Annotated in this window: 19 protein-coding genes and 4 pseudogenes; 6 read left to right on the top strand and 17 right to left on the bottom strand. The window is 61.2% G+C overall.

The features are described from left to right. Window positions 1-253 precede the first annotated feature (253 nt). The 5 genes from QHC67_RS12935 to QHC67_RS12920 all read right to left on the bottom strand — a co-directional run bounded on the left by QHC67_RS12935 (window position 254) and on the right by QHC67_RS12920 (window position 3,558). Window positions 254-1,330: an IS5 family transposase gene (locus QHC67_RS12935; protein WP_319294924.1), complete on the bottom strand. Its 1,077-nt coding sequence runs from the start codon at window positions 1,328-1,330 to the stop codon at window positions 254-256. A gap of 56 nt (window positions 1,331-1,386) precedes the next feature. Further along, window positions 1,387-1,701 (bottom strand): TVP38/TMEM64 family protein, encoded by a 315-nt coding sequence (locus tag QHC67_RS19225; protein WP_413818539.1) that lies wholly within the window; start codon window positions 1,699-1,701, stop codon window positions 1,387-1,389. A gap of 430 nt (window positions 1,702-2,131) precedes the next feature. Further along, window positions 2,132-2,782: a DUF1269 domain-containing protein gene (locus QHC67_RS12930; protein WP_319294922.1), complete on the bottom strand. Its 651-nt coding sequence runs from the start codon at window positions 2,780-2,782 to the stop codon at window positions 2,132-2,134. A gap of 28 nt (window positions 2,783-2,810) precedes the next feature. Then, window positions 2,811-2,975 (bottom strand): hypothetical protein, encoded by a 165-nt coding sequence (locus tag QHC67_RS12925; RefSeq protein WP_319294920.1) that lies wholly within the window; start codon window positions 2,973-2,975, stop codon window positions 2,811-2,813. Window positions 2,976-3,015: 40 nt separating this feature from the next. Then, a complete protein-coding gene (locus tag QHC67_RS12920; protein ID WP_319294918.1) occupies window positions 3,016-3,558 on the bottom strand; it encodes an HdeD family acid-resistance protein in 543 nt (180 codons plus the stop codon). Window positions 3,559-4,124: 566 nt separating this feature from the next. On the opposite strand from QHC67_RS12920, the gene QHC67_RS12915 reads away from it, so the two are divergent. The 3 genes and pseudogenes from QHC67_RS12915 to QHC67_RS12905 form a co-directional block, all read left to right on the top strand. Continuing rightward, window positions 4,125-5,242 (top strand): IS3 family transposase gene (locus QHC67_RS12915; RefSeq protein WP_413818538.1). Its coding sequence is split into 2 segments (ribosomal slippage): window positions 4,125-4,377 and window positions 4,377-5,242, totalling 1,119 coding nucleotides; the frame shifts between segments, so codons are not numbered across the junction. Between the two features lie 778 nt (window positions 5,243-6,020). Then, complete coding sequence (locus tag QHC67_RS12910; RefSeq protein WP_319294914.1) at window positions 6,021-6,992, top strand: hypothetical protein; 972 nt, start codon at window positions 6,021-6,023, stop codon at window positions 6,990-6,992. Between the two features lie 127 nt (window positions 6,993-7,119). Further along, window positions 7,120-7,341 (top strand): annotated as a pseudogene (locus QHC67_RS12905) (IS481 family transposase); the annotation flags it as partial. Window positions 7,342-7,627: 286 nt separating this feature from the next. On the opposite strand, the gene QHC67_RS12900 reads toward QHC67_RS12905, so the two are convergent. Beyond that, complete coding sequence (locus QHC67_RS12900) at window positions 7,628-7,852, bottom strand: hypothetical protein (protein ID WP_319294912.1); 225 nt, start codon at window positions 7,850-7,852, stop codon at window positions 7,628-7,630. On the opposite strand from QHC67_RS12900, the gene QHC67_RS12895 reads away from it, so the two are divergent. After that, a complete protein-coding gene (locus QHC67_RS12895) occupies window positions 7,851-7,997 on the top strand; it encodes a hypothetical protein (protein ID WP_319294910.1) in 147 nt (48 codons plus the stop codon). The two genes, QHC67_RS12900 and QHC67_RS12895, sit on opposite strands and share 2 nt — an antisense overlap. Window positions 7,998-8,333: 336 nt before the next feature. On the opposite strand, the gene QHC67_RS12890 is transcribed toward QHC67_RS12895, so the two are convergent. The 5 genes from QHC67_RS12890 to QHC67_RS12870 all read right to left on the bottom strand — a co-directional run bounded on the left by QHC67_RS12890 (window position 8,334) and on the right by QHC67_RS12870 (window position 12,255). Then, window positions 8,334-9,575, bottom strand: a complete 1,242-nt coding sequence (locus tag QHC67_RS12890; RefSeq protein WP_319294908.1) for a phospholipase A — start codon at window positions 9,573-9,575, stop codon at window positions 8,334-8,336. Further along, window positions 9,572-10,645: an MsnO8 family LLM class oxidoreductase gene (locus QHC67_RS12885; protein WP_319294906.1), complete on the bottom strand. Its 1,074-nt coding sequence runs from the start codon at window positions 10,643-10,645 to the stop codon at window positions 9,572-9,574. The genes QHC67_RS12890 and QHC67_RS12885 overlap by 4 nt, the downstream gene beginning before the upstream one ends. A gap of 47 nt (window positions 10,646-10,692) precedes the next feature. Continuing rightward, window positions 10,693-11,457, bottom strand: a complete 765-nt coding sequence (locus QHC67_RS12880; RefSeq protein ID WP_319294904.1) for a MipA/OmpV family protein — start codon at window positions 11,455-11,457, stop codon at window positions 10,693-10,695. Window positions 11,458-11,594: 137 nt separating this feature from the next. Beyond that, window positions 11,595-11,975 carry a hypothetical protein gene (locus QHC67_RS12875; RefSeq protein ID WP_319294902.1) on the bottom strand — a complete coding sequence of 127 codons (381 nt, stop codon included), beginning with the start codon at window positions 11,973-11,975 and terminating at the stop codon, window positions 11,595-11,597. A 109-nt stretch (window positions 11,976-12,084) separates the two neighbouring features. Further along, a complete protein-coding gene (locus QHC67_RS12870; RefSeq protein WP_319294900.1) occupies window positions 12,085-12,255 on the bottom strand; it encodes a hypothetical protein in 171 nt (56 codons plus the stop codon). Window positions 12,256-12,705: 450 nt separating this feature from the next. On the opposite strand from QHC67_RS12870, the gene QHC67_RS12865 reads away from it, so the two are divergent. Then, entirely contained in the window at window positions 12,706-13,452 is a 747-nt protein-coding gene (locus tag QHC67_RS12865) for a helix-turn-helix domain-containing protein (RefSeq protein ID WP_319294898.1), read from the top strand. A gap of 405 nt (window positions 13,453-13,857) precedes the next feature. Continuing rightward, a complete protein-coding gene (locus QHC67_RS12860; protein ID WP_319294896.1) occupies window positions 13,858-14,229 on the top strand; it encodes a PRC-barrel domain-containing protein in 372 nt (123 codons plus the stop codon). Between the two features lie 125 nt (window positions 14,230-14,354). On the opposite strand, the pseudogene QHC67_RS12855 reads toward QHC67_RS12860, so the two are convergent. The 6 genes and pseudogenes from QHC67_RS12855 to QHC67_RS12830 form a co-directional block, all read right to left on the bottom strand. Then, window positions 14,355-14,513: pseudogene (locus tag QHC67_RS12855) on the bottom strand (plasmid stabilization protein); the annotation flags it as partial. Window positions 14,514-14,719: 206 nt separating this feature from the next. Further along, window positions 14,720-15,073, bottom strand: a pseudogene (locus tag QHC67_RS12850) (GFA family protein); the annotation flags it as partial. Between the two features lie 19 nt (window positions 15,074-15,092). Next, window positions 15,093-15,503, bottom strand: a complete 411-nt coding sequence (locus QHC67_RS12845; protein ID WP_319294895.1) for a cupin domain-containing protein — start codon at window positions 15,501-15,503, stop codon at window positions 15,093-15,095. A 283-nt stretch (window positions 15,504-15,786) separates the two neighbouring features. After that, window positions 15,787-16,815 carry an SDR family oxidoreductase gene (locus QHC67_RS12840; RefSeq protein WP_319294894.1) on the bottom strand — a complete coding sequence of 343 codons (1,029 nt, stop codon included), beginning with the start codon at window positions 16,813-16,815 and terminating at the stop codon, window positions 15,787-15,789. A 176-nt stretch (window positions 16,816-16,991) separates the two neighbouring features. After that, window positions 16,992-17,456 carry a DUF4126 domain-containing protein gene (locus QHC67_RS12835; RefSeq protein WP_319294892.1) on the bottom strand — a complete coding sequence of 155 codons (465 nt, stop codon included), beginning with the start codon at window positions 17,454-17,456 and terminating at the stop codon, window positions 16,992-16,994. A 250-nt stretch (window positions 17,457-17,706) separates the two neighbouring features. Then, window positions 17,707-18,270 (bottom strand): annotated as a pseudogene (locus QHC67_RS12830) (prolyl aminopeptidase); the annotation flags it as partial. Window positions 18,271-18,448: the final 178 nt, after the last annotated feature.

Here is an 18,448-nt window from a genome sequence, read left to right as displayed (position 1 = left end):
GGCGTTGGGTCGCCGAGCGCCCTTGGAAGCCGTGCCCAATAAGAGTTCCAAAGAGTGCTACCGACAATCCTCAAGCGCCTGCCGCAGGCAGGCTGCCGATGGCATGTCCTAGAGTGCTGCACCAGCTGGGCACCCCCATCAACGTATTGAGGGCGCCGATAACGATGTGACGAGAGCGTGGTGCGCCTCTTTGGCGGGCTGAATGGACCGTCTGCGTCTCTTCAGAGCCGGAATTAGCCTCCGCCGAACACAGCTATCCCATGGCCGCGCGGCGTTCATGAAAGATCAGGCGGTCGATGTTGTAGGCGAGGTTGGCGAGCGTGATCTTCGTCTCGGCACGCGCGATGCCGATGGTGCGAATAAACAATGCCATCTGGTCCTTCTGTCTGGCGAACACGTGCTCGATGCGAGCACGCACGGTGGACTTGGCGGCGTTGGCGCGTGCGGTGCGAGCCGGCATCGGCTTGCCCTTGGGCTTCTTTCGATGGACGCGGCTGACCCGGCCTATCGATTTGAGCCACGCCTCGTTGGAGCGGCTGCGATATGCCGTGTCCGCCCAGACATCGGAGGCGGTGTTGTCGTTGGTCACCACGTCGCGCAGCATGCGTCCATCGAAGCGCGCGCCGTCGGTGACCTTGCCGCGGCGGATGAAGCCATAGCGCCGGCAGATCGCAATGCTGCTTTTGTAGCCGAAGCTGGGGATGGCGATATCGATCCCCGGCCTGCCGCCAGGCAGTGGTCGTCCCTTGGCGAACTTCAGAGTCCAGCGCGCATCGGTGTCCTTCTGCGCGGCCTTGGCCGGCTGGTCCGACCAGATATCTGTCGCGCTCTTGCCCGCCTTGATCGCCTCCTTCTCAGCCGCAGTGTTGCGCTGCTTGGGGGCCGCCACCAGCGTGGCGTCGATGATCTGCCCTCCCATCGGCAGATAGCCGCGCTCTCGCAGCTGCCGGTCGAAGGCGGCGAACAGCGCGTCGAGCGCGTCGGCGCGGGTCAGTTTCTCGCGGAACAGCCGGATCGTGTTCTCGTCGGGCGTTGAAGCGCCCAGATCGAAGCCCAGGAACCGCAGCCAGCTCAGCCGGTCGCGGATCAGGAATTCCATGCGCGCGTCGCTGACGGTGTTCTGCGCCGCGAGGATCAGCACCTTGAACATCGCCAACGGATCATAGGGCGGCCGGCCGCCCCTGGTACCGTCACCGTAGGCCAGTGCTTCCTCCAGTGCCGGGCGGAACACCTCGAAGTCCACCACCCGGCCCATCGTCTCCAGCGGGTCGCCGCAATCCGACAACCGCTTCAGCTGATCCGATAGCCCGAACAATCCCGCCTGACGCATCCGCCGCCTCCTGCTGTCAGGTGCAGTGAATCATCTCCGATTGGATTGCGCCAGGGTTATTGGGGGTGCCCAGCTACCGCTGCAAGCGCGATGACAGGTAACATACCAATGAACGTAGCCAGCCCGAACGTCCATGAATTCATTGGCATCAGGGCACTTCCAGCAGTTACCAGAAAATGCGGCGCGCCTACAATCCGCAGTCCGATCACATAAAAGAGACCATGTTTGGCGAACTGTCGCTCAAACAGGTCCAAACGTTTTCCAAGCTTTCGCCGAACGCGATCCTTTGCAAGCCGCCTCGAAAAGAGAAAGAGCAGCTGACTTCCTGCAAGCGCCGAGCACCACCGTCGCTCCGGCCAGCCAAGGGCCAACCAGCGCGCCGGAGGACATCGCCATTGGGATCATAACGCCCGGAACACAAAACGCTATCAAGCCCATCGTCGCCATAAAGATCAGCGCAGCGACGACCAGTTGGCACTCAACGGGTTGAAGTAGATCTGCTAGCCAAGGCATTTCTGGACCTAATGCACCTGCTTGGACGTAAAAATGCAGCAAATCGTTCGTTACTCGAAATGAGTTCGGTTCCTGTTCTCAGCGAGTTCCGGACGTCTCTGGATCGAATGTATGATGGCCACTTAGAATTCCTCCAGGCCACCAAGCGGAGCCGTGTTTCGAATGTGAATTTATGCAGTTCAGCAACTATTATTCCGATCACCACCATCACGAATCGGTTCGAATTGGCAGCTCAATTACCGCTTCACCAAAAATGCCTCGGATCTGTTAGCGCACTCGTGGCTGAGTCTAAATGACCAGTGCTGTGACATTACCCGTTGAAGAACCGCGGGTATTATGATCCATCCGACGGAATTCCTTGGGCCTCGCCAAAGATCTGCCGATCCTTTCGATCCGGGCATCATGATTGGCACGCGCCTCGGACAAGCGCTTCTCCAGCTTGGCCCTGGCTTCGCCCGTCGCCCTTTCGACCTTCTCGCGAAGCCTTTCGAGTTTCGCTTCCGCTTCGCGTGTTTTTTCGCTGATCTTTTCGTTAAGCGCTTCGCGTCTCTTCCGGGCCTCATCTACCCTCGCTCCAAGCTTGGCTCTCGCGTCGCCGACAGCTTGATCGTACTCGGCCTCCAAGGCGGCGAGCTCAGCGTCCTCGGCTGCGATCTGCCGCTCGATTTGCGAATCGACGAAATCGGCGCGTGCGCGCCGGAACAAGGCACCGCCCAGCGTTTCGACGCGAGTATCAAGCGGAGTCCTCCAGTCTTCATCGATTTCCGCGACAACTGCCGTTTTGCCAGGCGAGAGCTGCCGAGAGACTTCCTCAACAAAGTCGCTTCCAACCCCGATCCGCTCAAGATCGTAAAGCGACCCCAAAAGCGACCCGGTCGTTGCCCCGACCATCAAACCGAGCGGGCCGCCCAATAGTCCCAGAAGGCTTCCGGTGGCCAATCCAAAAGCGGTGCCAAGCCCCGACTGATCATCGTCTGAACGTTTTGACGCTCCGGTTCCCATCCGTATCTTTTGCTAGGATGCCGCCCGCGTAGAGCGTGATGCTACCCTCCCGATCGAGTTCCTTGAGAGACCTGAGCCCCTCATAGGCTTTGGCCTCATCCTCGCAGACGATCACGATCATCTTTTCCATGAGTTTTGCCCTTTGTGAATCCCAGGAAGGCGTGTGCCGATCAGCGGAGCGCAATCCGCCAGATGCCGGCGGATATTAGCCAGCACCCGGTGAGTACGCCTATAATTGCCAGTGAATTCTCGGGCCAACCAGTAGCGATGAGACCAGCAAGCAGTATGGACAATAAGCCGTCGAACAGCACCCATCCCCAGCCCGGCAGGGGCCTAAGTTGAACTCCGAGTATAGTGCGAATTAGGCCGCCGGTGAACAGGAACGCGCCGACCATGAGCGCGATCGACGCTGCACCCGCGACGGGCTGGGCAAGGAGCAGCACACCCAGGATCAGAGTCACGATACCGGAGGCGAGCTTCCAGCTGAAACCTCGATAGCGGCGGGTCTGAAGCGCATAAGCAATTTCGAATACACCCGCGAGCAGCAGCAGCCAGCCAAGAGACAGCGTCGTCGCCAAGGCAGCAATTTCCGGCGTCAGAACGGCCAGAAAACCGGCTATGATGAGCAGCACGCCCCATGCGATCATCCAGCCCCGGCCGGTTGGTGAAGACATGCCGTCACCATGGCTGTGTAGTGCGGATGCATCGACCATCAAGACCGGTTCCCTTCAAGAATCTCGTGAGATTTCGCATCCAATGGCCAAGCCCTTGAGATTATCGGATGCGAGGCAGACAACGTCACATCGCGGCTTCTGTTCCCCGGCTTCGATTGCAACATGCATGTTGCCCATCACGGACTTGTTCGAGCCTTTCGCGCCGGTGATCTGCCATTCCGCAGCAGCATGGATGCGATTAAAGGGTTGGATCTTGAGAGGGCGTAGCCCGAATCTCAGTGTCTTCCATGTTCGAACCAACACGACGTTTCTGGTAAGCGCGTCTTCAGCAACTATTGGGCGATGAATATAGGAGATTGACTTGTTACAATGAAAATCGGTCCACGCGGGTTGTCGCTATCGGCTGGGACGAAGAAGCGAGGTGGCATCTCCACACCCTTCTGGATGCGGCAAAAACTTCGTTCAGATCCGACAGATAAGGTAAGAGGCGGCTGCTCTGCCTCGTTGTGCTTTCAATTGAGCGGTTGACCTGCTGCCCGTTTCCTGGACCGTTTTGAGCTGGAAAATTCCAGTTTAGGATTGAGGGTCAGGTGACGGAGGGATCGATGAAGAGATCGAAGTTCAGCGAGGCGCAGATCGCGTTCGTATTGAAGCAGGCGGAGGAAGGGACGACGATCGGCGAGGTGTGTCGGAAGGCGGGTATCAGCGACGCGACATTCTACGCGTGGCGCAAGAAGTACGCCGGACTGATGCCCTCGGAGATGCGGCGGTTGCGGCAGCTCGAAGATGAGAACGCGAAGCTGAAGCGGCTGGTCGCGGACCTGTCGCTGGACAAGGCGATGCTGCAGGATGTCGTCTCGCGAAAGCTCTGAGGCCTGATCGACGGCGCCAGCTCGTCGATGATGTTCGAACCACCTGGGCCGTCAGTATCAGACGGGCGTGCAGTGTGCTTCGGGCAGAACGATCGAGCTACCATTATCGTGGTTGCCGTGCAGATCAGGCCGACCTGAAAAAGCGGATGCGGGAGATCGCCGAGACGCGGGTGCGTTACGGCTATCGCCGCATCCATGTGCTGCTCCGGCGGGAGGGCTGGGACGTAAATGCCAAGCGGGTATACAGGCTTTACAAGGAGTTGGGGCTGCAGCTTCGACAAAAGCCACCGAGGCGCCGGGTGAAGGCGAAGCTGAGAGAAGGCCGCTGCGCGGCGTCTTGTTCGAATGAAGTATGGGCGATGGACTTCGTCCATGACCAGTTGGCTACGGGATCGAAGCTGCGCATCCTGACGGTGATCGACACGTATAGCCGGTTCTCACCGGCGGTGGTGCCGCGGTTCAGCTTCCGGGCACCGGACGTGATCGAAGTGCTCGACCGGGTCTGTGGTGAGGTTGGCTATCCCGCCTCGATCCGCGTTGACCAGGGCAGCGAGTTCGTCTCCCGAGACCTCGACCTGTGGGCGTACATGAAGGGCGTCGTGTTGGACTTCTCTCGGCCCGGCACGCCTACCGACAACGCGTTCATCGAATCGTTCAACGGCAAGTTCCGGGCGGAATGCCTGAACCAGCACTGGTTCATGAGCCTCGACGATGCGGTCGGAAAATGCGAGACTTGGCGTAGAGACTATAACGAGGTGCGGCCACATAGCGCGATCGGCAATAAGCCGCCGATATCGCTGGTGAACCGGTCAGCGGCACATGGCCCGCTCTGGCCGGCAGGAACTGGATGACGTCCAGCAGGGTGGTCCAAGAACGGGTAGCAGCTCAATAACGGTCGGTCTCTGGTTGCCGCTGGATGAAAGACGGGGGTCACGTCAGCGGACACTCGCCGCTGACCGCCTTATACCGCGCGGCGTGCGCCGGTCCATCTGGCATCGCTTGCAAGATCCGAGGCCCCGGCTGCCGAGCTTAACGCCTATGTCGAAATCATGATGCCCTGCGTCATTGGCCTTGGCCATCGCACATCGGTTGCGCCGTCGATCGGTGGCAAGGAAACAAGCCACCGCGTCACTTGCCTGATTATGCGTGTTTGGTCTCGCCCAGGCAAACTGACGTGAGGATTAGCACGGCACTCTCTGCGAGTTGAAGTCGGTCAGGAGCGGGAACCGGATCGCCAGCAGGGAACAGCGCTAGGGGCGAGAGTCTCATGGGGATGATCGTGGTTTGGCCGGGCAGCACTATCTCGCCTCACGGGAACTGGCGAACACAAGAATGCCAAGGGCTGTCGTTAGAGGAACTGGTATTTCAAGGCAGATCATTCTGCGATGGCGACGTCGGTGTGAGTGTTCGAAATTCCCGCGAAAATGCACGAGGTGTGTAATAGCGCAACGCAGGTCGCTTCTGATCTTACGCTTTTCGGCTGCAGACCAAGCTGATAGCAATGCCGATGTGCCGATACCCACTCGTTCCTCCAGAGCCTGTCTGCTCCTTGCGGTCCTCCTTCTGTCAGGCTGCGCGAGCTTCGCTCCAAAGCGGCTCTATGAGGATCAAATCGGCTATGCGCGCTCGTTGAGCGACAGCCAGAAGGCTCAGACCCTGGCCAACATCGTTCGCATCCGCTTCGGCGATTCACCAGTCTTCCTCAACACGACCCAGGTCATTTCCGGCTATTCGCTACAGAGAAGCCTGACGGGAACGCTCTCCTTGCTTCCGGCCAACAGCGATTCAACGTCACTGGCCGGCACGCCCGGCATCACCATGACGCAGACTCCTACGTTCACCTTTCAGCCGGTCACCGGAGAAGCCTTTGCGCAAAGCTTCATCCGTCCGCTCTCGCCAACCGATCTGCTGCCGCTGAGCCTTAGCGGCACACCAATCGACGTGCTGTTCCGTCTCGCCGTCCAGTCCGTGAACGGTCTCCAGAATAGCTCGATGCTGGATACGAGCAATCGTGCCGGTTCGCCCGGCTTCTACAGGCTGCTTATCAATCTACGTAGCCTCCAGATCGCTGGTCTTCTTGGGGTGCGGCTCGACGCGGGAAGCCAGCCGGCCGATAGCAACGCCAAGGTTGGCGGGCATCTGGTCCTAACCATTCCGGACAGCGACGATCCCGAGCTACAGGCCATAGTAGTGGCAACGCGGCGGATGCTCGGAATGGAGGAGAAGGCCCAGCAGGCCGAGGTTGTCTATGGCAGCGGGCGCCCGTCGCCGGGGCAGATCGCGATACTTACACGGCCGATCCTCGGCGTGCTTGGCCAGGTCGCGTCCGAGGTCCAGGTGTCGCCCGATGACATTAAACGCGGCCATACGGTTCCGACGGTCGAGGATACGAAAATCCTCAGGCGCCCCACCGTCATCATCCACAGCGGCGACAAGCCACCATCCGACAACTTCACGGTCAGCCAATATCGTGACCGCTGGTACTGGATCGATGCTGCCGACTTCGATAGCAAGCTGGCCTTCTCGGTCATGCAGACATTGCTGACGCTCGCCGAAACCACGACCCAGTCGAACACTGTGGTGACGATTCCAGCCCGCTGAATTGGTCGCTCAGCCGTGAAGCGGGAACTGCCCACTGCTTCCAGATCGGCAATGCTACGGATATTTCCTAGATGTTTTATCCCAGGTTTGATGGTGCATTGTTCAGCATCACCTGGAAGGAAGCGCTATGGGCCAAGTTCTCCATGGTAGCGCCACTACGACTGAGGCCGTCCGTCGATACAGCACAGTCAAGCGAGCCTGAGGACGCTGGCCAAGCGTTACTGGATCAACGAGTAAACCGTCCAAGTGGAAGAAGCGCGGATCGACAGCCGATCTGCCAACGGGTCCGAAGGTACCGAGATCAACCTCTTCGTCGATCGAAAAGGAGGCGGTCATCGTCGCCTTACAATATCGGGCGTCGCGATATGTGTCGATCAAGGCGTCCCACGCAATCGGTGAGTGAGTGTTACCCTCCGAAAGTGGAGGCCACACTTTTGGACGGTGTCTGGTGCGCCAACTCAAGGTTGGCGACGACATCCGCAAGTGAAGCTGTGCGAGCCAAGGCAAACCTGGTTCAACCCAGTCCGCGCAAAGCTCACGACGTAACGTCGGCAGCGGCTGCTTCTCGCGTATGGGTTGCCGCAATCATGACTCGCTTTCACCCACCGTTGAGAAATTACCCACACTTCGGGATTTCAGAAACGCCTAACGGTTGCCTCATGGCCCTGCTTTGCCGTCAGTTGCTCTCGCAGCTCGTGGGCGTGCGCTTCGTATTGAATCGCGAGCAGGCGATGTGCCGAGGCAGCCTCGGGAGTTGATGCGGCTTCGGACGCCGCTTTCTCTTGGCCTGCGCGTTCCTCATAGAAGCGCAGATCGTCTTCGCCAGCCGCGAACATGAAGCGATCAACGAACATGCCCATGTCTTACCCTAAAGCGGGCGGAATGTCACACGGGCTGTCGGATATAACGGACGGTCTAGCGCAATCGCTCTACTCTGTCGCACTGCGGGAGGCCCAGCAGGTCGTGGCAACGCTCAAGGAGCAGAGCCGGTTCGATGTGGTGTAACCCATCTTTCATAACAGGCGAACAGCCGGGTTCAACATGTCAAGCCACGCGCCGCTACGACTCAGTTTCCGACCTCCGCGTCCGCCATGTCGAGTAGCCGGCAATCCGCCGTTTCGGCCGCAACGGTTCCGAGATGAACAGTGTTCGATAAGGAGCCACCCGAACCGGTTCGCTCCACAGGGGCGCGTGATCCTGGCGTCAGAATTGCGGATCAAGACAGCGAGTGCCCGATGCCACGTGAGCCCAGGAGCGATACGTCGAAGGCGAGCAACTCGCCTTCGCGTCGTCATCAGGCTGCGAAGGTCTCCCGATCTTCAACGTCGCGAGCTGAAGCAGCTACCGCACGATTGCCAGCCCGACTCGCAGGCGCGTCATGCGGCGGTTATAGTCGAGCAGGTTCTCGCCATATCCGGTGAAGGCCTGGCCGATGAGGTAGAAATTCAGGTTTCCGCCGATCAGCCGATCGATCGGGTAGGATATGTCGGCATCGATCGCGCCTTTGCCAGATCCGAAATTGAACCGGGTATTGGTCGTGATCCGAAGTCCGTCGTCCTCACCGATCTCTGCGAACAGGCCCGTATTGCCGCGGTAACGCTTGATGTCCGGATTGTCGCTGAGGCTGCCGGCATAGAGCCAGAGACGCGGACCGACGCTGAGGCGGTAGCTCCCCAGGTCGACCGATGCGATCGGCTGCACATAGAGCGTGTTGAGGCTTCGGGACCCGGCACCTGATTGCCCGTTGGACTCATGCCGCAAGCCGCCCTGGCCGCCGAGCGAGACGCCGCTCCCGATGCCTATGGTTGGAGCGAGGTAGAACAGCTCGGGCATGAAGTCGATGTTGCGGAAAGGAGATGACTTGGCCCCAAGATCCCAGAACATGCGCTGGGTGTAGGCGAAGTGGATCCCCTGCTCCCAGGATTCTCGCCGATCCGGCGCGGCCGGCGGGCCGAAGACCTGATATTTGAAACTGATCTGCAGCCGGGCGTCGCTATTCGTGCCGGGACCATAGACGGCATAGATCGGCGCATAGGCGGAAAGATTGGGCAGGAAGGCATTGCCGGGCGCGACGTCCTCGGTCGCGAGGTGCGCCTGCGGGACAGACGTATCACGGCGAGGGGTCGCGGGACCGGCGCCTCGATCCGCCAGAGCCGGCGGCGGAGCGGACACACTCCCTCCTATTGCAAAAGCGACGCGCTGTGCGCTCCAGCCGGGCACCGCCAGCACTGCGTCGCCAGCGGTTGTGTCCGGCGGCACGTGCAGGGTGTAACGTGCCCTGGTGAAGCCACCGGCAGGAACACTCACGGTGGCCGGCGTCGGCGGCGCTCGCTCAAGGGTGATATTGCTGGTGCTGCCATCGACCGTCAGTTCGGCTCCGATCTGCGGCGGCATGGGCATGATTTCGGGGGCGGAGCCGCTGTTGAGCAGGCGAAGCTCGACGGAGGCGGCACCGGAGGCATCCGGCTCTGCCACGGTGCTGATCACAAGCTCGATCTGCGATGCTGTCGCGCCCGCTTCCGCTCGGGCCGATCCCGCCGCCAGCCCGAGGGCGATGCACACAACGCCACCATATCGCATCATCGGCCGAGCCCCTGCGCAGCATGGCACTTCGGGGATTCGCCACGCATGCCCTCGCGCGGATCGAGGCTGTACGCCGCCGCGAGCAGAGCATGAGAGCGACGGCGGTCCTCGGGGCTAGCGATGAGATCCTGCACCATTAGTTCGTCCGCGTCGCTGATCTCCAGCATCTCGTCAAGCGTGGCCTTGACCTGCTGTGGGTCGCCGGCGATGAATCGCGGCCAAACTCCATCGACGATGGCAGTCGGCTCGGCCCGTTGATTGTCGCGCATTTCCTGCATGGCCTCGCCCGCCGTCGGCACCGTGGCGGCAGCGCCAACCCGGCCGAGCCGGGCATAAAAGCCCTTGGCGGAAGAGACGAGCCGTTCGCCCTCTTCCGGGGTCTCGCCGACGCTCACATTGGCCGCCAGCATGGCGCGTGGAACGCCGGTGCCGAAGGGGGTGACGGCGAAGCGCTCGCGATAGGTGCGCAGTGCCGATGCGGCCATCATCGGATTGATGAATCCCGCAAAGGTATAGCCAATGCCCAGATGTGCGGCGAGATAGGCGCCGCCCGGGCTTGAACCGAGCAGCCAGGTTTCCGGCACAGTCGGCACCGAAGGGATCAGCGGCCGGTTCGCGAAGGGATGACCGTCTGGAAAGGCGTTATAGAGCCAGGCGAGAACTTCCGAGATTTGGGCAGAATGATCGTCCACCGGCTGCGACTTACGATCCCGCCGCAAGGCCAGATCGATCGACGGGCCCGAAGTCGCCCGCCCCATCCCCAGATCGATGCGGCCGGGATACATGGCCTCCAGCTGCTTGAACATCTCGGCCACCGTGAGCGGGCTGTAGTGGTTCATCAGCACCGCTCCGGACCCAACACGGATGCCCGTCGTTTGCGCGGCGGCCGCTGCGATCAAGAGTTCAGGGTGAGCCGACGCCCCTGACGACGCCATGTGATGCTCGGCAAACCAGATGCGGTGATATCCAAGGGCGTCGGCTTGCCTCGCTGTTTCCACCGCATCGTTGAAGGCATCGGTGGCTGTCGTTCCGGGTGCTATGGTGGCGAGATCGACGATCGAAAGCTTCATCGGAGCAATCCCTTCGATCTCAATGCGGCGGGGATCCGGCTGCGCACTCAGAAAGTGTAGGCAACGGACATGAAGCCACTCGGCTGCCAGCGGCGCTCGTTCAATGGACTATCCGCGGCATCGCCGAGCAGCCGGGTGACCCCGCCGGTCGCGCCAAGGCTCCAGTGTGCATCGAGACGGTAGCTGGCGGTAATGAGGCCGGATACGTCCTTGAAGCCGCTTCCGGCACGATAAAAGGGCAGGCCCGAGGCGGTAGCTTCGCCTCCGTCGATTCCGAAATAGCGGTTCATATGCTTACCGTTCGCCCAGCTCGTGCCGACCGTCGGGATGACCGTGATCCGGTCCAAGACGGGAAGCGCATAAGAGAGGCTGGCATCCGCCACCACGCCCCGGGTGCCCCCCGCCACGGCCTTCGTGGCGCCGACCGTGAAAGACAGCTTGTCGAGCTTGAGGTTCGCGAAGAGCCGGCCACCGGCAGTGGTCGAGACGCGCCGGACGCCGTCGGGGACATCGCGCCGCCTGTAGCCGCCGACCAGCGCCACGCTGGCCCCCGCCGTCAATGGACCGAGTTCGATGACGTTGACCCCGATGCCGTTCCGCAGGCTGACGAAAAACTGCCCGAATTGAGCGTCGATCACCGGGATCGGCAGGAAGCGATAGTCGTCGGAACCTTGATAATCAGGCACAACGCCGGCACCGACGCCAAGCGTCACATGATCGCCGGACTGCTCCCTGGCCGCTGCCGGAAATGCCAGCGCCGCCAACAGCAGAGCTGCACATGCGAGACGCGCTATACGGATGGATGAAGGCATGCACAGATACTCGCATCATTTCGGAAAAGGGGCGTGCCGCGCCCCTGAAAAGGGTAAGACGGATACATGGTGCCATACCAGGCCCTGCTCGCGAGCTTCCTGTTCAGCTCGAACAGCGCTGTCGGCATTGCCACGCGTCACATCTTGCAGGTCTCGGGCTCCTTGCCCGGCCTGGTGAGCTCTATGGTGGTCCCGTCGCCGGCCACCATCTGCTTGCCGTCGGTGAACGGCTCGCCTGGTGCGGGCGCCTTGAGCTGCGATATGGTGCCTTCGCTGCGCAGATTGATCGTCACGTCGTCCGAGAGGAAATCGATCGTGACGATGCTGTTGTCCTCGCAGCGATAGGGGTGGCTCGCTTTGATTGCCGGCGGCAGCGTCACCTGCACGTTTTCAGTCGCGTTGTTCTCCGCGCCGTCCGTGCCGGCGTCCTGTCCGCACCCTGTCAGTGCGACGGTAGTGGACGCCAGCAGGACAAGAAGAGCAGCTGTGGGGTTCCTGGGACGTTGAAATACCTTCATGAGCGCTGCGCTCCTTCATGGCCCGTAGGATCGGAAAACACTGATCTGCGCGCGAGGGCGGGCATAATCTGGGCGTGGGAGCGCAGCGCGCCGCTATGTATGATCCGCATCATTCAGAGCGCCTTCCATCTTGGCACTCGCGCGGCGCGGCAACACGCCGCTCTTGGCCCGTGCCTTGCGTCGTCGCCGGATCGGCAGGCCCTGCTCGCGTCGAGCCAATGGCCTGCCGCAGGTGCAGGATCGGCCTGTGACGGTCCGGGCTGGTCGTATCATGGCTCATTCGATCATCCTCCCGCCGCTCGTCCGTGCGAGCGCCTTGCCGGCCTTCGTCCTGGGCCGGACGAACGCAGCTCGGGAGCACTCTGAAAGGGTCCTGCCAGCCGACGCCTGTGACTCAGGGAGACACGCCACGCGGCTTCGGGGTGATCGGCTGGCAGGACGGCGGGCAAAGGCCATGCCGGAGGGGGCGATCCGGCGGACGCTATGCCAGCCAACTGGGGAATGCTGACAAGACAGTGGCAAGCGTTTGGGCGTGTAGATGAGGCGGGTCGTCCCCTGCGCCAAAGCGACGAATTATCTGTGCGCCGACTCGATGCTGGCGCGAGACAAGGCAAGAGGCCGGCTTCGTCCAAATCAGGTCCTTATAGCTGGAGTGAGCGCTCATTCCGGTTATGGTGTAGTGCATCAAGACAGCCTTGAGAACAAGGCAAAAAACGGCGAGGATCGACATATGGACCAAAAGCCACGACAAGAAGCTCCGCGGGAGAGGATCATCAAGGCGGCACGCAAGCTGTTCGACGCCAAAGGGTTTCACGCGACGACGACAGCCGAACTCGCCACCGAGGCGGCGGTCAGTATCGGCCAGATCTACCGACTGTTCGAGGGCAAGGACGATGTCGTCATTTCCCTTGTCGAGGAGAATACACAGGCCCGCATCACCGAGATGCACGCGATCTTCGGCGCGGTCGAACGGGGCGAGCACTCGGTGTTCGATGCCATCAAGGCGATTGCGAACATCTCCATCATCAAGAGCGATGGCGGGCTTTCCTTCGAAATTCTCGCGGAAGCCTGTCGCAACCCGCTCGTCGCAGAGCGACTGACTGCGCTTGTCGACTGCTATCGCGGTGGCGTCCGCCGTCTCGCCGCGCTCACCCGACCCGATGCAACGGCAGGTGAACTGGAGGCTTATGTCGAGATCATGATGGCGTGCTTCTTTGGCCTCGGTCATCGCACGCTGATCGCCCCGGCGACGGACGTGAATCAGATAAGCCATGAAACGGCATGTCTTCTGATGCGTGCTTTGGGTGCGCCGGATCAGCCGACCTCGCCTCCGGGCCAGCGGAAATTCAGCATCCGCGGGACGTCGGACGAGGTCGGAAAGAAAAGCGGCGCGGTCTCGGCAGGACAATCGGCGAACAATCGCTCTTCTGCCGCGAAGACGACCGCAACGCGCACGCGCAAAACCGCGAAGCGATGAAAGGGCGGCAATTATCGCCCGGTCACTCGCAGTCCGTAAGGAACGCCGTACAAGCGGTAGACTTGCTTGCCACAGCCGCGATTGTATCGCGGCTCGCCGCCCCTGCGACAGGACGCCCGTCGTTTGGCTCTAGGACTATGCACAGATGCCCTTTTTTGTGGGTGGCCAATACGCCGGTCCTCCATCGCGCTTTCGACAGCGATCTTTGCGTGAACGAAATGCCGACGAGTGATCCGGCGTCAGCGCCTGTCATCCTCGAACATGTGGCGAGCCATTCTACACGGAGCCTTGGCTGGTCAGATTTCTCGCTCTGCTCACCCCATAACGGCGTCCCACGAAGGGCAAAATCGGCGCGTGCGCGTTTCTGCTGAACCATCAACCGCACTGCGTGATCGGAGATTTGCCATGGCCGAAACTGACATCGCCACCGATGAAACCAACCGCCTTATCGCCTCTAACAAAGTTGAGGGAACTGCGGTCTACAATCAGCAGAACGAGAAGCTCGGATCGATTTACAACTTCATGGTGGATAAAAGATCCGGCCAGGTCGAATACGCCGTGCTCTCGTTCGGCGGTTTGTTTGGCCTTGGCTCCGACTATTATCCGCTGCCTTGGGACGTACTCACCTATGACACAGAACAGGGCGGCTATGTCGTCAATCTCGACAAGTCTGTCCTCGATAAGGCGCCGCGCTATAGCGCCGGCAATGAGCCGACATTTGACCGCGACTACGGCCGCGAGGTGTACGGCTATTATGGCGTGGGCTATCCGTACTGAGAAAGAGGGAGTGGGCGCAGACATAATGCGCCCGCTTCCATCAGCGCCACGGACAATAAGAAGCATACCGAGCGGCACCGGGCTCAGTTGCTTCGGCTCGTGTGCAACCAAGCCATTGATCGGCGACCACTAACCGAAAGCGGGCTGGAGGGATTCCCAACCTTTCCCCAGGCGCGGCGCTCGGCTTCCTCGTGGCTGGTACCACGCTTCTCATAACCTTCCTCGATATGCTCGGCCTCGCGCTTCTGCTTGCCGGTGTAGCTGGACTTGTCGCCGCGGGGCATGATCGCTCTCCTCGTGTTGCCCCTTCCTCGGGCTTAACTCGCAAGTGATCGATTGGTGTCCGCAAGTATCCTGATCGCTCGTCTCCGTTGGCGGTCAGGTCGCCGCCGGCCACCTCCTCATTGAGTCCCACGGTGTCGGCCCGAAAACGGGCATGCCGTGGCAGGACATCGCTTGTCTCGAACCAGGCGATGCGACTTTGCACCCAGATATGAAATCCTGGCACGACCTCCTCCGGGCGATCAAGCGTAGCGATCGTGAAATCGATCGTGTCGGGCTGGTGCGTGACGCGCATGCTCAGCGGCGTACCGCAGGCGCCGCAAAAGCCGCGTTCGCCGAAGCCCGAGGACTGACGAACCAATGGCTGGCCACTGGTGACCTGATAGTCCGCCACCGGGACGGTCGCGAACGCCATGACCGGCGCCCCGCTCGTGAGCTGACAGATGCGGCAGTGGCAATAGCCAGCATCAAACGGAGCCGACAGCAGCTCATAGCGGGTCGCACCGCAGGCGCAGCGGCCGGTCAGCGGGAGCGCGGATCGGGAAACGTCGTCGGTTGCCACGGGCCTGCTCCTACTCGTGCTAATGCTCGGCGAGCACGCCAGGCGCGCCACCAACGGGGTCCCGGGTGCGGATTGCGAGCGCGCGTATATGGCGTCGCATGTCGTCGGTGGGCGCTTTCCGACAGATGTCCCAATCCTGATCTTGCGGATAGGCGCCGACCACGAGGAAGTCATCGCTGACCTCGAGGCGGCGATGCCCAGTGCCGACGGGCAGCACGAGCGCATCGCCGGCCCTGACGGTGATCTCCCGGCCGTCGGGCCCGCCGAGCATCAGCGTTCCCGTACCCGCCGCAACGCCGAGCGCCTCATGGGCGGTAGAGTGATAATGGTGATAATCATAGATGGTATCGCGCCACTGCGGCGGCCAGCCATGGTCGGCGAACATCTTCTCGAACTGCTGCGCCGCCCTCTCGCCCTCGGCCTGAATCACGCCGCGATAGACCAGGACCGGCAGCCGCTCGTTGTCGGCACCCAGTCATTCTCATGCAAGATGAAGTGCTCGATCTCCATCATATGCTCTCCTGCGTTGCGCATCTTTCGGCGGCCGTCGGTCGGCAAGCGATCCAGTGCAGGTTGTCAGAGGCCGCCTGAGACACGCAAGCCGATGCTCAGAAGCATGCTTGAACCGCCGATGACTCCGCTCGGTCAGGCAACCGCCATTTTCCGACATTCCTCGACGGTCAATCCGGTCTTCTACTATCGGCGCCGCCATCTCATTTCCGAGTTGAGGCGAGGCGTCGTCTGATCGACGGAATTGCTGCTATGGCCAATACCGACAGCGTCGCTGCGGCAGCGAGTGTCGTCTTTGGGTGCGTCTGGGCTGCGGTCGTGACGCTGAAGGAACGCGCTGAATACCAGCCATACCGCTCCTTTCCCTCGGCTGGAACATCGCTAAGATTGTCCGGCTTCGGCTGATCGTGCTCGCGATCCGCCATGGCTTCCGGCGTGATCTTGCTGAAGGCACGGTCGGTCAGTCCGGGGAACAGCCAGGCAACGGCAGCGCCTATGATCGCCTCGTTGCCGACCGGGATCGACCGCTTGGGATGCTCCGCTGCGTACAGGATAGCATCTACCACCACCTCCGGCGTGTAGCGGGGGGGCGGTGCCTTTGTCGGAGTTCCGAAGGTTGTCTTTGCGTGGACGAAAAAGCCCGTGTCGATCGTGCTCGGCTTAATGAGCGTCACGCTGACGGGAAGCTTCTCCTGCATCAACTCGATGCGGAGGCCATCGGTGAATGCTTTTATCGCGAACTTCGTGGCTGTGTAGGGTGTAGCGAAAGGCGCCTGTACGTCGGACCCTACGGAGCCGAGATTGATAATGGCGCCCGCGGTGCCGCGCTCCCGAAAGTGACGCGCGGCGGCAAGCGAGCCGTAAACGACACCCCAGTAGTTCGTGTCGAACACGCGACGATGGTCTTCCGTTGGAATGTCCCTCAGGGGACCGATGAGGCCGACGCCGGCATTGTTCACCCAGGTGTCGAAGCCGCCGAAACGCTCCACGGCCTTGTCGGCAAGCTGCTGCACCGCATCCTCGGACGCCACGTCGATCGCCAGATATTCCGTCGTCCCGCCATTCCGGCGGATCTCGTCGCAGATCGTCGCCAGCGCCGCGTCGTCCCGCGCCGCCAGCAGTACGCGTGCACCGCGGGCCGCCGCCCGGCGCGCCGTGGCAAGCCCAATGCCGGAGCTGGCGCCCGTAACCACGACACATTGCTGTGCAAGTTCCTTCAATCGAACGCTCATTACTGATCCATTCTGTCATGGAATGACGATACGCGGCGTCGTTCGTCTAACTGGAACCGTTCAGCGGAAGGCGAGTTCCCTTGTGGCGCCTGGGCTCCGTCCGCGGGGACGAAAGCCTGCTTCCCTCGTCCACACCTCCCAAGGGACCTTCCGGAACTGCCATCTCTCGACGCCTGCTAGGCCGCCCCGGATTTCGCCAGCCGACGCGAGATGCTGGCGGCGCCAGCGAGGACGGCGGCATCCTCGATGAAGCCGGTAGGCGTTTGGCCGTAGCGCGGCATGGATGCCATCCTGGCACCCCAGCCAGGATAGGAGGCAAGGACGGCCGTCACGCCCCCGACGGCCGCACCGAGCCATCGCTGCCGGCGTGACGCGAGCGCCGCGCCCGCAACGGCGGAGGTGATGAAGCGCGCCGCAAGACCGATCGGGACGATCCGGTCGGGTGCACTCTTCTGCTTGTCGCCTGCCATCTCGGCGACAGCGAGGGCCAGCGCCCCGGCGGCGATGAGTGGATGTGCGACCATGCGGGGTGCGCCGTTATCGACCGGCAATTCGCCGCGCGCGGCAGCGATGGCAACAGTGGCCAGTGGCGTCATCGCGCGCTGGCCACCGACCAGACCCATCAGGAAGGAAGCGAGCATGTCGTTCTCCGAAGCTAATTCGGGGTTTCAACGCACGCGGAGCCGGACCGGGCCCGGTTGCTGTGGATCGCCTGCGACCCCGACCGCAACTCGGCGACAGCTGACCGAGAATGTCGGCAGGTTTCGGGTGCTAACCAAGGCTAACCGCTCGCCAGCTTCTTCGCTGAGCAATGGCTCTCGACTCCTGCGAGACGTTCAGGTCTTTGCCAGCGAGGACCGGAAACCGGATGCTGGATCGCCGCACTTGAGATTACAACACGAAATGATCCGTCGCGCGGATCAATCTATGTAGAATTCCAGGCTCTGTGAAAGCGTGCCCAGCACCTTCGATCAAATGAAACTCGGCATCCGGCCATTCCCTATGCAAGGCATACGCGTATTGGGCGGGGCACGGCATATCGTAGCGTCCGTGAACAATAACTCCTGGAATACCTCGCAGGCGCGCGGCGTCCGCAAGCAATTGTCCGTCTTCCAACCATGCTCCATTTGAGAAGTAATGATTCTCCAATCTGGCGAATGCCAAAGCGTAATGGCCGTCGCGGAATGGTGCTGAAAACTCGGGCTCGGGCAACAACATGATCGTCTCAACCTCCCAAATTGTCCAAGCCAGCGCGGCTTCGAGTTGGGCCGCCGGGTCATTGCCAGTGAGACGCTTACGGTAGCGGCCACCATCGTGGCGCTCATCCTCGGGGATTGGCGCCTGGAACAGCTCCCATTTGCCCGGGAACATCTGTGAGACGCCAAACTGATAGTACCAATCGATTTCTGCCTTCGTGAGCGTGTAGACGCCCCTCAGGATCAACTCGCTTACCCGTGCTCTTGGACGCTTACCTGTGACAGGATCTTAATGAGGTTGGGCATTGTATCTCAAAGCACATGATCACTCTTCTGCCGAGATCTCAACGATCGCACCAGGAACTCCGGCACGGCCGAGGCCGGTTTGGGCGGCCCGCCAGCTGAAGCGTCCGCTTGATAGATACGAAAAAGAGTGA

The sequence above is a fragment of the Sphingobium sp. genome (assembly GCF_033795625.1).
Classification (GTDB): Bacteria; Pseudomonadota; Alphaproteobacteria; order Sphingomonadales; family Sphingomonadaceae; genus Sphingobium.
The sequence above is the reverse complement of the archived record's forward strand: the minus strand, read 5'-3'. Positions and strand labels throughout refer to the sequence as shown.

What these genes read in the sequence shown, in the direction of transcription:
- QHC67_RS12875 (WP_319294902.1), bottom strand. Translation starts at nt 11,975, where the DNA reads ATGAAGGTATTTCAACGTCCCAGGAACCCCACAGCTGCTCTTCTTGTC.
- QHC67_RS12890 (WP_319294908.1), bottom strand. Translation starts at nt 9,575, where the DNA reads ATGATGCGATATGGTGGCGTTGTGTGCATCGCCCTCGGGCTGGCGGCG.
- QHC67_RS12920 (WP_319294918.1), bottom strand. Translation starts at nt 3,558, where the DNA reads ATGGTCGATGCATCCGCACTACACAGCCATGGTGACGGCATGTCTTCA.
- QHC67_RS12865 (WP_319294898.1), top strand. Translation starts at nt 12,706, where the DNA reads ATGGACCAAAAGCCACGACAAGAAGCTCCGCGGGAGAGGATCATCAAG.
- QHC67_RS12880 (WP_319294904.1), bottom strand. Translation starts at nt 11,457, where the DNA reads ATGCCTTCATCCATCCGTATAGCGCGTCTCGCATGTGCAGCTCTGCTG.
- QHC67_RS12925 (WP_319294920.1), bottom strand. Translation starts at nt 2,975, where the DNA reads ATGGAAAAGATGATCGTGATCGTCTGCGAGGATGAGGCCAAAGCCTAT.
- QHC67_RS12840 (WP_319294894.1), bottom strand. Translation starts at nt 16,815, where the DNA reads ATGAGCGTTCGATTGAAGGAACTTGCACAGCAATGTGTCGTGGTTACG.
- QHC67_RS12895 (WP_319294910.1), top strand. Translation starts at nt 7,851, where the DNA reads ATGTCTTACCCTAAAGCGGGCGGAATGTCACACGGGCTGTCGGATATA.
- QHC67_RS12885 (WP_319294906.1), bottom strand. Translation starts at nt 10,645, where the DNA reads ATGAAGCTTTCGATCGTCGATCTCGCCACCATAGCACCCGGAACGACA.
- QHC67_RS12870 (WP_319294900.1), bottom strand. Translation starts at nt 12,255, where the DNA reads ATGAGCCATGATACGACCAGCCCGGACCGTCACAGGCCGATCCTGCAC.
- QHC67_RS12860 (WP_319294896.1), top strand. Translation starts at nt 13,858, where the DNA reads ATGGCCGAAACTGACATCGCCACCGATGAAACCAACCGCCTTATCGCC.
- QHC67_RS12835 (WP_319294892.1), bottom strand. Translation starts at nt 17,456, where the DNA reads ATGCTCGCTTCCTTCCTGATGGGTCTGGTCGGTGGCCAGCGCGCGATG.
- QHC67_RS12935 (WP_319294924.1), bottom strand. Translation starts at nt 1,330, where the DNA reads ATGCGTCAGGCGGGATTGTTCGGGCTATCGGATCAGCTGAAGCGGTTG.
- QHC67_RS12900 (WP_319294912.1), bottom strand. Translation starts at nt 7,852, where the DNA reads ATGGGCATGTTCGTTGATCGCTTCATGTTCGCGGCTGGCGAAGACGAT.